We start from the raw sequence: 13,959 nt of genomic DNA, 5'->3' as shown, positions 1-13,959 counted from the left end.
TTGGGACCTGGGGCCTACGGAACCCCGTTCCGCCATGGCTCAGGGTGTAAGGGCGGGCGCTCATCTGCGCGTCCGATGCCGCTTCTGCCGCTAACAGAAGAGAGACCCTCACCCATGTCCTGGCTGTCCAGGTTCAGCCTCGCGCAACGGGCCTTGATCGGGCTGATGTCGATCATCGCGCTCGTCTTCGGGGCGATCGCGATACCCCAGCTCAAGCAGCAGCTGCTGCCCACCATCGAACTGCCCATGGTGTCCGTGCTGGCGCCGTACCAGGGCGCGTCGCCGGACGTGGTCGAGAAGCAGGTCGTCGAGCCCATCGAGGACACCCTCGAAGCCGTCGACGGCATCAGCGGCGTCACCTCCACCGCCAGCGAGGGCAACGCCGTGATCATGGCGTCCTTCGACTACGGCAACGACACCAAGCAGCTCGTCGCCGACGTCCAGCAGGCCGTCAACCGGGCCCGCGTCCAGCTCCCGGACGACGTCGACCCGCAGGTCGTCGCCGGTTCCACGGACGACATCCCGACCGTCGTCCTCGCCGTCACCTCCGGCCGGGACCAGCAGGCCCTGGCCGACCAGCTCGACAAGACCGTCGTGCCGGACCTGAAGAGCATCGACGGCGTCGGCCAGGTCACCGTCGACGGTGTGCGCGACCTCCAGGTCACCGTCACGCCCGACGACGCCAAGCTCGCCAAGGCGGGCCTGACCTCGCAGTCCCTCTCCCAGGCGCTCCAGGCGGGCGGCGCGACCGTGCCGGCCGGCTCCTTCGACGAGGACGGCGCCAACCGCACCGTCCAGGTCGGCGGCGGCTTCACCTCGATCGAGCAGATCAAGGACCTGAGGGTCACGGGCGAGCCCGGCAAGGGCAAGCCGGTGCGCCTCGGCGACGTCGCCACGGTGAAGCAGCAGGAGGCCACGGCCGACTCCATCACCCGCACCGACGGCAAGCCCAGCCTCGCCGTCGCCGTGACGATGGACCGCGACGGCAGCGCGGTCGCCATCTCCGACGCCGTCCAGGACAAGCTCCCGGACCTGCGGCAGGACCTGGGCTCCGGCGCGACCCTCACGGTCGTCAGCGACCAGGGCCCGGCCGTGTCCAAGTCCATCAAGGGCCTGACCACCGAGGGCGCGCTCGGTCTGCTCTTCGCCGTCCTGGTGATCCTGGTCTTCCTGGCCTCGATCCGCTCCACCCTCGTGACGGCGGTGTCCATCCCGCTGTCCGTGGTCCTCGCCCTGATCGTGCTGTGGACCCGCGACCTGTCGCTGAACGTCCTCACGCTGGGCGCGCTGACCATCGCCATCGGCCGCGTCGTCGACGACTCGATCGTGGTCCTGGAGAACATCAAGCGCCACCTCGGCTACGGCGAGGAGCGCCACTCGGCCATCCTCAACGCCGTCCGCGAGGTCGCGGGCGCGGTGACGTCCTCGACGCTCACGACGGTCGCGGTGTTCCTGCCGATCGGCCTGGTCGGCGGCATGGTGGGCGAGCTGTTCGGCTCGTTCAGCCTGACCGTGACGGCCGCGCTGCTGGCGTCCCTCCTCGTCTCCCTGACCGTCGTGCCGGTGCTGTCGTACTGGTTCCTGCGCCCGCCCAAGGGCACCCCCGAGGACGCGGACGAGGCACGCCGGCTCGCCGAGGAGAAGGAGGCCAAGAGCCGCCTGCAGCGCCTCTACGTCCCGGTCCTGCGCTTCGCGACCCGGCGCCGCCTCACCAGCGTGGCCCTCGCGATCGTGGTCCTGGTCGGCACGTTCGGCATGGCGCCGCTGCTGAAGACGAACTTCTTCGACCAGGGCGAGCAGGAAGTCCTCACCGTCAAGCAGGAGCTGAAGCCCGGCACCAGCCTGGCCGCGACGAACGCCCAGGCGAAGAAGGTCGAGCAGCTGCTCTCCGGCACCAAGGGCGTGAAGGACTACCAGGTCACCATCGGCTCGTCCGGCTTCATGGCGGCCTTCGGCGGCGGCACGGACAGCAACCAGGCCTCGTACCAGGTGATGCTGGACGACTCGGCGTCCTACGAGGACGTCCAGGACGACATCGAGAAGGGCCTGGCCGGTCTCAAGGGCATCGGCACGACCACCGTCGCCGCCGGTGACGGCTTCGGCAGCCAGGACCTCAGCGTGGTCGTGAAGGCCGCCGACGCCGACGTCCTGCGCACGGCGTCCGAGGAGGTCCGCAAGGCGGTCGCCTCCCTCGACGACGTCACGGACGTCTCCAGCGACCTGGCGACCAGCGTGCCGCGCATCTCGGTCAAGGCCGACGACAAGGCGGCCGCGGCCGGTTTCAACGACCAGACCCTCGGCGCGGCCGTCGCCCAGGCCGTCCGCGGCACCACCGCGGCCAAGGCGGTCCTGGACGACACCGAGCGCGACATCGTCATCCGCTCGGCGAAGCCCGCCAAGACCCTGAAGCAGCTTCAGGACATGCGCCTGGGCGGCGCGGTGAAGCTCGGCGACATCGCCACTGTCGAGCTGGTCGACGGCCCGGTCTCCATGACCCGCATCGACGGCCAGCGGGCGGCCACCATCACCGCCAAGCCGACCGGCGACAACACCGGCGCGGTCAGCACCCAGCTCCAGTCCGAGATCAACGCGCTGAAGCTCCCGGACGGCGCCACGGCGTCGATCGGCGGTGTCTCCGAGGACCAGGACGAGGCGTTCGCCAACCTGGGCCTGGCGATGCTGGCGGCCATCGCGATCGTCTTCATGCTGCTGGTCGGCACCTTCCGGTCCCTGGTCCAGCCGCTGATCCTGCTCGTCTCCATCCCGTTCGCCGCCACCGGCGCGATCGGCCTCCTGATCGCCACCGGCACCCCGATGGGCGTACCGGCCATGATCGGCATGCTGATGCTGATCGGCATCGTGGTGACGAACGCGATCGTGCTGATCGACCTGATCAACCAGTACCGCAAGCAGGGCTACGGCGTCGTCGAGGCCGTGATCGAGGGCGGCCGGCACCGGCTGCGCCCGATCCTCATGACCGCCCTGGCGACGATCTTCGCCCTGCTGCCCATGGCCCTCGGCATCACCGGCGAGGGCGGCTTCATCGCCCAGCCGCTGGCCGTGGTCGTGATCGGCGGTCTGGTCACGTCGACCCTGCTCACCCTCCTGCTCGTCCCGACGCTCTACGCGATGGTCGAGCTCCGCAAGGAGCGCCGGGCGAAGAAGCGCGCGGCGAAGAAGGGCCTGTCGGCCCAGGAGAAGACCGCGCAGGAGCCGGAGCACGCGGGCGTGTGACGGCCTGATCCGGCGGCGGCCGGGCACCGGACCTCCACGGCCGGGCCCGGCCGCCTGCATGTGCGTTCCGTATCCTGTGGCCTCGAACTGCTCCACGGGGGAAGGGGATTCGGGCGTGCCGCTGCACAGCGACGACCCGAAGTCGGTCGGCGGCTACAGGCTGCTCGACCGGCTCGGGGCCGGGGGCATGGGCGTCGTCTACCGGGCCAGGGCGCGTTCGGGCAGGGACGTCGCCATCAAGGTCGTCCACGCCCAGTACGCAGCGGACGCCGTCTTCCGCACCCGGTTCCGGCAGGAGATCGCGGCCGTCCGCAAGGTCAGCGGTGCCTTCACCGCGCCGGTCCTGGACGCGGACCCCGAGGCGGCGCGGCCCTGGATGGCGACCCAGTACGTGCCCGGGCCCTCGCTCGCCCGGCGGATCCGCGACCGGGGCGCCCTTCCCGACGCCGAACTGGGCCGGCTGGCCCTGGGCCTGGTCGAGGCACTGCGCGACATCCACCGGGCCGGGGTGGTGCACCGGGACCTGAAGCCGGCCAACGTCCTGCTGGCCGAGGACGGGCCTCGCGTCATCGACTTCGGCATCTCCCGCGCGGCGGAGAACCACCAGACGCTGACCGAGACCGGCCAGATGATCGGCACCCCGCCCTTCATGTCCCCGGAGCAGCTCGTCGACGCCCGTACGGTCGGCCCGGCGTCGGACGTCTTCTCCCTCGGCTCCCTGCTGGTGTACGCGGTCACCGGCCGGGGCCCCTTCGACACGGACAGCCCGTATCTGACGGCCTACCGAGTGGTCCACGACGCACCGGTGCTGGACGGGGTCGCGCCGCCGCTGCGCGGACTCCTGGAGCGCTGCCTGGCCAAGGACCCCGTGGACCGGCCCGGACTCGACGAGCTGGCCCGGGAGTTCACGACGGTCCTGCCCGAGCCGGCCGAGGGCGATCCCGCCACCCTGGCCCTGCGCGCGGACCGGCTCCCGCCCGTCGAGGTCACCCGCCCCGTGACGGTGGTGGACCCGCCCGGCCCCACCCGCCCCACTCGCCCCCGCCGCGTCCGCCCGCTGCTCGCCGCGACGGGCACGGTCGGCGCGGTCGTCCTCGGCCTGACGGCCTATCTGACGCTCGGCCCCGGCTGGGCGCAGAGCGAGGACCGATGGGGGGCACCGCCCTCCGGCTGGAAGCCCTGGCAGACGACGGTGTACGAGACGGCCGGGCGCGGTGTGCGCACGACGCCGAAGGCGCAGGCCGACGGGTTGCGGGGCGGGCCGGTGTGTCAGGTCGACCAAGGCGCCGTCTACTGCGCGGGCGACGGGATCCTGCCCGTACGCCTGGACGGGAGGACGGGCGAGACCGTCTGGCGTGCGGGCTCGCCGGCATCCGTGACCGGCGACGACTTTTCCAGGTTCGAGGTCATCGGCATCCGGGACGACGCGGTCCTGGTCCAGCAGGAGCCCCCGGGCGAAGGGGCGACCCGGGTCTTCGCCTTCGACACCGCGACCGGCGACCGGCTCTGGGACCGCGCGGTGAACAACGCGTGGGCCGATGTGTTCGTCTCCGGCGACCTCGTCGTGATCCCGGAGGGCGACGGCACCTCGGTGACGGCCCGCTCGCCCCGCACCGGCGCCTCGCGCTGGAAGGAACGGCTGCCCGCGAGGCACGCCTGCGGGATCGCGGAGGCCGCCAGGAAGCTGTACCTGCACTGCAGCCCGGAGGAGACACCCCAGAACAGCCTGGTGATGGAACTGCGCCCGGCCGCCGGCCCGGCACGCCGGCTGCCCGTACCGGGTAAGGCCATCTACTTCGGCACCTTCGACGGCCGGCTCCTGTTCCTGGACCTGACCCAGGACGAGGACGGAAACACACGCCTCGGGGAGGAGGCGCCGTATGCGGCAATCCGGTTGGTGGACCCCGCCACGGGTGCGGACAGCACGACGAAGCTGGCCGAGGAGTACGCGGGACAGGTGACGCTGGCGAACGGCACCCTGTGGTTCGCCACCTCCAGCGGACGGGTCACCGCCGTGTCGGCCCGCACGGGACAACCGCTGTGGCAGACCCCGACCAGCCTGGAACAACCGAGTGAGGCGACGTACGACCCGCGGACCCGGGCCGTGTACCTCGCCAGTGCCAGCGGCCGCGTCGGGGCGCTCGACGCCAAGAAGGGCACGCTGCTGTGGGAGACGCTGCCGCGGGCTCAGAGGAACGACACCGACTGGGGCGCCGGCAGGGTGCGGCTCCTCGAAGGCGCCCTGGTCGCGACCACCCCCGGCGGCACCGTCTTCAGCCTCGACCCCGCGCACCCCGAGCGGAAACCGCACTCGGGGTGACGACGGGCAGGGGGCGGGTTACGGCAGCGCCAGCATCCGCTCCAGGGCCAGCTTCGCGAAGGCCTCCGTCTCCTTGTCCACCTCGATGCGGTTGACGAGCTTGCCGTCGGCCAGGGACTCCAGGGCCCAGACCAGGTGGGGGAGGTCGATGCGGTTCATGGTCGAGCAGAAGCAGACCGTCTTGTCGAGGAAGACGATCTCCTTGCCCTCGGGCGCGAATCGGTTCGCCAGGCGGCGGACCAGGTTCAGCTCCGTGCCGATGGCCCACTTGGAGCCGGCCGGGGCGGCCTCCAGGGCCTTGATGATGTACTCCGTGGAGCCGACGTAGTCCGCAGCGGCCACGACCTCGTGCTTGCACTCGGGGTGGACCAGGACGTTCACGCCCGGGATGCGCTCGCGCACGTCGTTCACCGAGTCCAGGCTGAAGCGGCCGTGCACCGAGCAGTGGCCGCGCCACAGGATCATCTTCGCCGCGCGCAGCTCGTCGGCCGTCAGGCCGCCGTTCGGCTTGTGCGGGTTGTAGAGGACGCAGTCCTCCAGGGACATGCCCATGTCGCGCACGGCGGTGTTGCGGCCCAGGTGCTGGTCCGGCAGGAAGAGCACCTTCTCGCCCTGCTCGAAGGCCCAGTCCAGGGCGCGCTTGGCGTTGGACGAGGTGCAGATCGTGCCACCGTGCTTCCCGGTGAACGCCTTGATGTCGGCGGAGGAGTTCATGTACGAGACGGGCACGACCTGCTCGGCTATGCCGGCCTCGGTCAGCACGTCCCAGCACTCGGCGACCTGCTCGGCCGTCGCCATGTCGGCCATCGAGCAGCCGGCGGCGAGGTCGGGCAGGACGACCTTCTGGTCGTCGGACGTCAGGATGTCCGCGGACTCCGCCATGAAGTGCACGCCGCAGAACACGATGTACTCGGCCTCCGGGCGGGCGGCCGCGTCGCGGGCCAGCTTGAACGAGTCACCCGTCACGTCGGCGAACTGGATGACCTCGTCGCGCTGGTAGTGGTGGCCGAGCACGAAGACCTTGTCCCCGAGCTTCTCCTTCGCCTTGCGGGCGCGCTCCACCAGGTCCGGGTCGGACGGCGAGGGCAGGTCGCCGGGGCACTCCACACCGCGCTCGCTCTTCGGGTCGGCCTCACGGCCGAGGAGCAGCAGGGCGAGGGGCGTCGGCTGTACGTCGAGCTCCTGGGTCTGGGCGGTGGTCACGACACGCACCTTTTCTGTTTCTGCGACTTTTCGTCGATTTGACGCTATCTATCATAACCGCTTCACGTCACTTTGACGATGGCCATAGCGTCGGTGTGACGTGAATCCCGGTGAGTCGCCGTTCATTCCCGGGAAGACCCGGAAAGAGCCGTTTTCCGGTTCCCGGCGCGTGTGCGAGCATGAAAAGGAGCCGAGATCGAGCGCCCGGCCCCGGAATGAATCCGAGGCCCCGCCGGTTGCAACCGTCGGCAAGCAGTCTCCGTACAACCCGGGAGAGATGTAGATGTCCGTATCGGACGAGACCAGCACCGTCACCGACGGCATCATCCTGACCGACGCCGCCGCGTCCAAGGTCAAGGCGCTGCTCGACCAGGAAGGCCGCGAAGACCTCGCGCTGCGCGTCGCCGTCCAGCCCGGCGGCTGCTCCGGCCTGCGCTACCAGCTCTTCTTCGACGAGCGCGCCCTCGACGGCGACGTGGAGAAGGACTTCGGCGGTGTGAAGGTCGTCACCGACCGCATGAGCGCCCCGTACCTGGGCGGTGCCACGATCGACTTCGTGGACACCATCGAGAAGCAGGGCTTCACGATCGACAACCCGAACGCGACGGGCTCCTGCGCCTGCGGCGACTCCTTCAGCTGAGCCTGCCGAGCCGCCACCGGCGGCCGCGGACACGACGAAGGCGGCGGCCCCCTCCGACGGGGCCGCCGCCTTCGCGCTGTGCGGCTCTAGCGCTCCTGCGTGGGGGGAGCCGGCAGCCGCGCGCCCTCCTTGGCCAGCGGTACCGCCTTGCCGTCCGCATTCACGACGGCTCGGTCACCGAGCGGCTCGTCCAGCTGCACGGTCTCCTGGAACTGCTTGGCGATCATGATGCAGACCGCCTTCGGCCACGGTGTCGACGTCACCGTGACCGTCACCTCGTCGCCCTTCTCGTCCGCCTTCACGTCGTAGTCGGCGCACACCCCGCCCGTGAACGTCACCGTCAGCTCCGAGCCCTCGGCCCGGTAGCCGTCCACCTTCACCTCGCGCGGACCGGGAGCCGACGTCGGCTGATCACTCGGCTCGCTCGGCTCGGGGGAGGCCAGGTACTTCGGCTCCACCGCCGGGTACGTCACCGTGAACGGGTCCTTCGCGCCCGGCGCCGTCACCTCGAACAACCAGGACGGCACCAGCGCCTGCCGCCCGTCCACGACGTGCGCGGCCAGCCCGAACACCGCGTTCTCGACCGTGACCGTGTCCTGCTCGGGAGCACCGCTCGCCGGCTGCTCGCACGGCTGCTCCAGCTTGTCCTCGAGCGGCACGGGGCTGGCGCAGCCGCCGATGCCCATCCGGTGATCGCTCTTCGGCTGCCCGTTCATCAGCTCCAGCGCCTTCCCGGCGCTGACCACGGGGTACGTGTCGCCCTTCACCGGAGTCTTCAGCTGACCGCTGCCGCCCACGACCTCGCCGCCCGCACCGACCGTGATCCCGGTCGTCCAGCCGTGCGTGGGCAGCCCGCCGACCTCGGGAGCGGCGTTCACCACCCGCTGGGCCCCCATGACCTGGCTCGCGTCGCGCTTCGCGTCGTCCTGACCCACCGCCTTCAGTACGGGCGCCGCGGCCTTCTCGGCCACGTCCTCGCTCACCGGTGTGCCACCGGACTGCGGAGCGGTGCAGGTGTCAGTGCCCTTGCAGTTGTCGGTGCCCGGGGCGTACCGGCTGAACGTCCAGGACCCCGGCGCCTGCCGGTTCACCTGCAGGTTCGGCCCCGACCCGTCCTGGCCCCCGATCTTCCAGGCCTCGCCCTGCGCCACCGGCGCCCCCTCGATCCCGAGGGCCTTCGCCAGCCGGGCCACGTCCGCCTTGGTGACCTCGCCCCGCGCCCGGTACACCGGCGCCTTGCCGGGGCCGTCGGGGAGGGTGCCGTCGACCCGGTAGGTGGCGCCGTAGGGGTTGGGCTCGCCGGGCGCGATGCCGTTGCCGCCGCCCGCCGTGGACTCCGAGTAGCCGTCGAGCGCGAGCGGCGGGGGAGTGTCGTCCCCGCCGGGCGCACCGGACGTCTGGCCGCCGCCGGGTCCATTGGACGCGTTGGAGGCGAGCCAGGCCCCGCCGCCGCCGATCAGCAGCACGGCGGCGGCTACGGAGGCGATGATCGCGGGCGTACGCGGGCGCCCTCCGCCGTGGTGGACCAGGTCCCCTTCGTCGCGGGGGAGGTCGCCGTCCGCTGCCGGGGTGGCACCGGAGCGGGCCTTCTCGGCGCCGGTGTCGCCGGCCGTGACGTCGCGGGTCGGTGCCGGTGCCGGTGCCGATCCGGCGTGGGCTTCCTCGTCGCCCGCGCCTTCCGTGGCGGCTTCGGGGGCCCCGGCCGCGCCTGCCCGCTCGCCGCCGGCCCGCCGGTCTTCGGGCGCGCCCGTCTTCGAGGCCTCCGGCGTACCGGGCTCTTCGGCGGCGGGGACCGTCGTCCCGCCTGCGCCGCCCTCGGCTGCCCGCGTGTCCTCACCTTCAGATTCGGAAGTCCCGGAAGTCTCGGAAGCCATGGCGGTGTCTTCGACCTCGGCGACCTCAGCGGCCTCGGCGGTCTCTTCGGCCTCGGCGGCTTCCCCGGTCTCGTCGGCCTCTTCGGACTCAGCGGCACCCGGCGACGCCTCGGTTTCCGTCGGCACCTCGGCTTCGGCCGGGGTCCCGGCATCCGCCGTACCCGGCTCCTCGACCTCCGGGGCGTCGGCGGTGGCGCCGCCCGCGTCCCTGGCGTCGTCGTCGTTGTCGGGTCGCTCGGTGTTCACCGCATCGCTCCTTCGGCTGCACAGCTGTCCCATGGGACCCGGCCCGGTCACACACGGACCGCTGGTGGGTCGTATCCCGCCTCCCCTTTACGGGGGACAGCGATGGGACGCAGCGGGGGAGCACACGGTTCCCGCGAGTGCGCCGTTCAGTCCCCGTACTCCTCCGTGGCGTCGAGCAGCCGCGCCGACGCCAGGGGTACGGAGACGCCGTGGATCAGGGCCGGGGAGACCGGCCGCGAGGCGATCCGGTCGGGGGCCGCCCAGTGCGGAGCCATCCGGGCCCCGTCACCCGGCAGCGACGCCAGCTCGCCTTCCAGATCGACCGGAGCGGGGGCATGGACCTTGAGGTTCGTCATAGCGGCACCGTAGGCACGGCCGAGCTCACGGAGAAAGATCTACTATCGGGTAGTTTTGATGCCGTCAGAGCCGCCCCGCCCACCCGATAGCGTGAACCGTCAAGGTCCGCCTCCCTCAGGAGAGTCCACGCCGTGCGCATCGCAGTCTCCGGCTCCATCGCCACCGACCACCTCATGACCTTCCCCGGCCGCTTCGCCGACCAGCTCGTAGCGGACCAGCTGCACACGGTCTCGCTGTCGTTCCTGGTCGACAAGCTCGACGTCCGCCGCGGCGGCGTCGCCGCGAACATCGCGTTCGGCATGGGGCAGCTCGGCACCCGGCCGATCCTGGTCGGCGCCGCGGGCGCGGACTTCGACGAGTACCGGGCCTGGCTGGAGCGGCACGGCGTCGACACCGACTCCGTCCGCATCTCCGACACGCTGCACACCGCCCGCTTCGTGTGCACGACCGACGCCGACCACAACCAGATCGGCTCCTTCTACACCGGCGCCATGAGCGAGGCCCGCCTCATCGAGCTGAAGACCGTCGCCGACCGCGTCGGCGGCCTCGACCTGGTCTCCATCGGCGCCGACGACCCGGAGGCCATGCTCCGCCACACCGAGGAGTGCCGCTCCCGGTCCATCCCGTTCGCCGCCGACTTCTCCCAGCAGATCGCCCGGATGGACGGCGAGGAGATCCGCATCCTGCTGGACGGGGCGACGTACCTCTTCTCCAACGAGTACGAGAAGGGCCTCATCGAGACCAAGACCGGCTGGAACGACGCGGAGATCCTGTCCCGCGTGGGCCACCGGGTGACCACCCTGGGCGCGCGCGGCGTACGCATCGAGCGGACCGGTGAGGACCCGATCGAGGTCGGCACGCCCGACGAGGAGCGCAAGGCCGACCCGACGGGCGTCGGCGACGCCTTCCGTGCCGGGTTCCTCTCCGGTCTGGCGTGGGGTGTCTCCCTGGAGCGGGCCGCGCAGGTCGGCTGCATGCTGGCGACCCTCGTCATCGAGACGGTGGGCACGCAGGAGTACCAGCTGCGCCGGGGCCACTTCATGGAGCGGTTCACCAAAGCGTACGGCGACGAGGCGGCGACGGAGGTCCAAGGGCATCTCGCCTGACCGTCGCCGACCACGGGTGCGTGGGGGCTGGTCGCGCGCACGCGGCGGGGCCGCACATCGGCACAGCCCCGCGCCCCCGGGACGCTCAGCTCGCCCGGCGGACCAGGTACGCCGTCCCCTGTTCCGCCGGCTCCTCGCCCAGGTACTCCTGGCTTCGCATCTCGCACCACGCCGGGATGTCCAGGCGGGCCGCCTCGTCGTCCGACAGGACCCGGACCAGCCCGCCCACGGGCACGTCACCGATGACCTTCGCCAGCTCGATCACCGGAATCGGGCAGCGCTTGCCGAGGGAGTCCACGACCAGGACGTCCTCCTCGCGGGCGACCCGGGAGGCGACCGGCGCGCCCAGCTTCTCCCGCACGGCCGTCACAGCCCCGGGAAGGACGGCCAGGAACCTCTCCACATCCTCCTCCGCCACCCCCGGCGGCAGGGAAACCCGCACATTCCCCTCACTCAGCACGCCCATCGCCCGCAGTACATGGCTGGGCGTCAGCGTGCTGCTCGTGCAGGACGATCCGGACGAGACCGAGAAACCCTCCCGGTCCAGCTCGTGCAGCAGCGCCTCGCCGTCGACGTAGAGACAGGAGAAGGTGACGACCCCGGGCAGCCGGCGCACCGGATCGCCCACGACCTCCACGTCGGGCACCAGCCGCGGCACCCGCGCCCGGATCCGGTCCGTCAGCTCCCGCAGGCGTACGGCCTCCTCGGCCGCCTCGGCCCGTACGGCCCGAAGCGACGCGGCGGCCGCCACGATCGCCGGGATGTTCTCGAAACCGGGCGCCCGCCCCGACTCCCGCTCGTCCACCGGCCCTTGCGCCGCGAACCGCACACCCTTGCGGACCACGAGCAGCCCGACCCCGGACGGCCCGCCCCACTTGTGCGCGCTGGCCGTCAGCAGCGACCAGCCCCCGTCCACCGGCCCCCAGCCGAGCGACTGCGCCGCGTCGACCAGCAACGGCACCCCGGCCTCCCGGCACAGCTCCGCCACCGCAGCGACCGGCTGCTCGGTTCCGACCTCGTGATTGGCGGACTGCAGACAGGCCAGAGCCGTGTCCCCGCGCAGGGCATCCCCGTAGGCGACCGGATCCACCGCCCCGCCCCGGTCGACGGTCACCTCGGTGACGGACCCCCCGTCCGCCTCGTGCAGCTCGGCCGAATGGAGGACAGAAGAGTGTTCGACCGCTGACACGATCAGGTGGCGCCCGACGCGTCTGCGCCCGGCCAGCGCCCCGGCAACCCCCGTATGCACGGCACGGCTTCCGGACGAGGTGAACACCAGCTCGTCCGCCCGGCACCCCACCGCCTCTGCAGCGGCCTCCCGCGCCGCGTCCAACAGCATCCGGGCCCGGCGTCCTTCCCTGTACAGACGTGCGGGATCCGCCCACCCCTCGTCGAGTGAGGCAAGCAGAGCCTGCCGGGCGACAGGATGAAGCGGAACACCGGAAGCAGCATCGAAGTAGGGCACACAGCAACGCTAGAACGTCCCGGGGGGCAGCGGTCCTCAGGGGCGCGGGGAACTGCGCGAACAGCCACAAACAGCCCGCAGCCGCCAATTCAGCGAACCACCCGAGTGAGTAGGCACCCCTCCCCGAGAACCCCCGGAGGGCGTCGGCTAGGGTTTGGTCCGCATAAACATCCAAACCCCTGCCCGACGCAGGGCCGCGACCGACCAGCGAGAAGGCCAGGCCGCAGCCGATCCGCGCGGGCGAGACTCTCGGGAAGGCGCTACGTGAGTCCCAACGGCTCCGACCGCTCGCCGCGGCGCCCGATGCGGCGGAAGCTGCTGCAGGCACTGACCGCGGGCCTGGTCTTGGCGACAGCCACCGGTTGCTCGTACAACTGGGAAGACTTCCCCCGCCTTGGTATGCCCACCCCGACCACGGAAGAGGCTCCGCGGATCCTCTCCCTGTGGCAGGGGTCCTGGGCGGCTGCGCTCGCCGTCGGCGTGCTGGTGTGGGGTCTGATCCTGTGGAGTGCTTTCTTCCACCGGCGCAGCCGCACCAAGGTCGAAGTTCCTCCGCAGACCCGGTACAACATGCCCATCGAGGCGCTGTACACGGTGGTCCCGCTCATCATCGTCTCGGTGCTGTTCTACTTCACCGCCCGTGACGAGTCCGAGCTGCTCAGCCTCAAGAAGAAGCCCGACGTCACGGTCAACGTGGTCGGCTTCCAGTGGAGCTGGTGCTTCAACTACATCGAGCCGGTCGCCGGTTCCACCGGTGACGCCAAGACCTCCAAGGACCTGGACGCGATCCCGGACCGCTTCAAGGAGGACTTCCCGGCGAACGCCGGAGGCGTCTACGACTGCGGCACTCCCGGTACGCGGAACCCGCAGACCAACAACCCGGGCCCGACGCTCTGGCTGCCCAAGGGCAAGACGGTCCGCTTCGTCCTCACCTCGCGTGACGTCATCCACTCCTTCTGGGTGGTGCCGTTCCTGATGAAGCAGGACGTCATCCCGGGCCACACCAACGCCTTCGAGGTGACCCCCAACAAGGAGGGCACCTTCCTCGGCAAGTGCGCCGAGCTCTGCGGCGTCGACCACTCTCGGATGCTGTTCAACGTGAAGGTCGTCTCCCCCGAGCGCTACGAGCAGCACCTCAAGGACCTCGTGGACAAGCAGCAGAACGGTTACGTTCCTGCCGGCATCGCGCAGACGAGCCACGAGAAGAACCGGGAGACGAACAACCTGTGAGCATCCTCAACGAACCCCAGGGTGCCGCGGCAGCAGGGTCCCACTACCAGGACGAGCTGCCGGTCAGGCGCCAGAACCGCGGCAGTGTCGTGGTCAAGTGGCTGACGACGACGGACCACAAGACGATCGGCACGATGTACCTGGCCACGTCTTTCGCGTTCTTCGTCATCGGTGGCGTGATGGCGCTGCTCATGCGCGCCGAGCTGGCCCGGCCGGGTCTGCAGATCATGTCGAACGAGCAGTTCAACCAGGCGTTCACGATGCACGGCACGATCATGCTGCTG

General features: G+C 71.0%; 10 protein-coding genes. 6 read left to right on the top strand and 4 right to left on the bottom strand.

Features of this window, described 5'->3' with window-relative positions; translation table 11 throughout:
• Positions 1-114 precede the first annotated feature (114 nt).
• Positions 115-3,234, top strand: coding sequence for an efflux RND transporter permease subunit (locus AB0G20_RS00050; RefSeq protein WP_361293320.1), 3,120 nt, complete (start codon positions 115-117; stop codon positions 3,232-3,234).
• Between the two features lie 115 nt (positions 3,235-3,349).
• The gene (locus tag AB0G20_RS00045; RefSeq protein ID WP_361293317.1) at positions 3,350-5,554 is read left to right on the top strand and encodes a serine/threonine-protein kinase; all 2,205 of its coding nucleotides are present in this window, start codon (positions 3,350-3,352) and stop codon (positions 5,552-5,554) included.
• 18 nt (positions 5,555-5,572) lie between these two features.
• Here AB0G20_RS00045 and nadA read toward each other — a convergent pair whose 3' ends face one another.
• On the bottom strand, positions 5,573-6,757 hold the full coding sequence (gene nadA / locus AB0G20_RS00040; RefSeq protein WP_361293314.1) for a quinolinate synthase NadA: 1,185 nt from the start codon (positions 6,755-6,757) through the stop codon (positions 5,573-5,575).
• A 283-nt stretch (positions 6,758-7,040) separates the two neighbouring features.
• Here nadA and AB0G20_RS00035 point away from each other — a divergent pair, with 283 nt between their 5' ends.
• Positions 7,041-7,397, top strand: a complete 357-nt coding sequence (locus tag AB0G20_RS00035; RefSeq protein ID WP_031109243.1) for an iron-sulfur cluster assembly accessory protein — start codon at positions 7,041-7,043, stop codon at positions 7,395-7,397.
• An 86-nt stretch (positions 7,398-7,483) separates the two neighbouring features.
• Here the strand turns inward: AB0G20_RS00035 and AB0G20_RS00030 are convergent, their stop codons facing one another.
• A complete protein-coding gene (locus tag AB0G20_RS00030) occupies positions 7,484-9,517 on the bottom strand; it encodes a hypothetical protein (RefSeq protein ID WP_361293312.1) in 2,034 nt (677 codons plus the stop codon).
• Positions 9,518-9,663: 146 nt separating this feature from the next.
• The gene (locus AB0G20_RS00025) at positions 9,664-9,873 is read right to left on the bottom strand and encodes a hypothetical protein (protein ID WP_361293309.1); all 210 of its coding nucleotides are present in this window, start codon (positions 9,871-9,873) and stop codon (positions 9,664-9,666) included.
• A 132-nt stretch (positions 9,874-10,005) separates the two neighbouring features.
• On the opposite strand from AB0G20_RS00025, the gene AB0G20_RS00020 reads away from it, so the two are divergent.
• A complete protein-coding gene (locus AB0G20_RS00020; protein WP_361293306.1) occupies positions 10,006-10,980 on the top strand; it encodes a carbohydrate kinase family protein in 975 nt (324 codons plus the stop codon).
• A gap of 85 nt (positions 10,981-11,065) precedes the next feature.
• Here the strand turns inward: AB0G20_RS00020 and AB0G20_RS00015 are convergent, their stop codons facing one another.
• Positions 11,066-12,445, bottom strand: coding sequence for an aminotransferase class V-fold PLP-dependent enzyme (locus tag AB0G20_RS00015; RefSeq protein WP_361293303.1), 1,380 nt, complete (start codon positions 12,443-12,445; stop codon positions 11,066-11,068).
• A 264-nt stretch (positions 12,446-12,709) separates the two neighbouring features.
• Between AB0G20_RS00015 and coxB the strand changes: the two genes are divergently transcribed.
• Positions 12,710-13,675 (top strand): cytochrome c oxidase subunit II, encoded by a 966-nt coding sequence (gene coxB / locus AB0G20_RS00010; RefSeq protein WP_107454510.1) that lies wholly within the window; start codon positions 12,710-12,712, stop codon positions 13,673-13,675.
• On the top strand, positions 13,672-13,959 hold a 288-nt coding region (locus tag AB0G20_RS00005; protein ID WP_350710297.1), incomplete at its 3' end, for a cbb3-type cytochrome c oxidase subunit I. The genes coxB and AB0G20_RS00005, both read left to right, overlap by 4 nt.

The sequence above is a fragment of the Streptomyces sp. NPDC024017 genome (assembly GCF_040638895.1).
In the GTDB taxonomy this organism is placed as follows: domain Bacteria; phylum Actinomycetota; class Actinomycetes; order Streptomycetales; family Streptomycetaceae; genus Streptomyces.
This window is presented reverse-complemented; position numbering and strand designations above follow the sequence as displayed.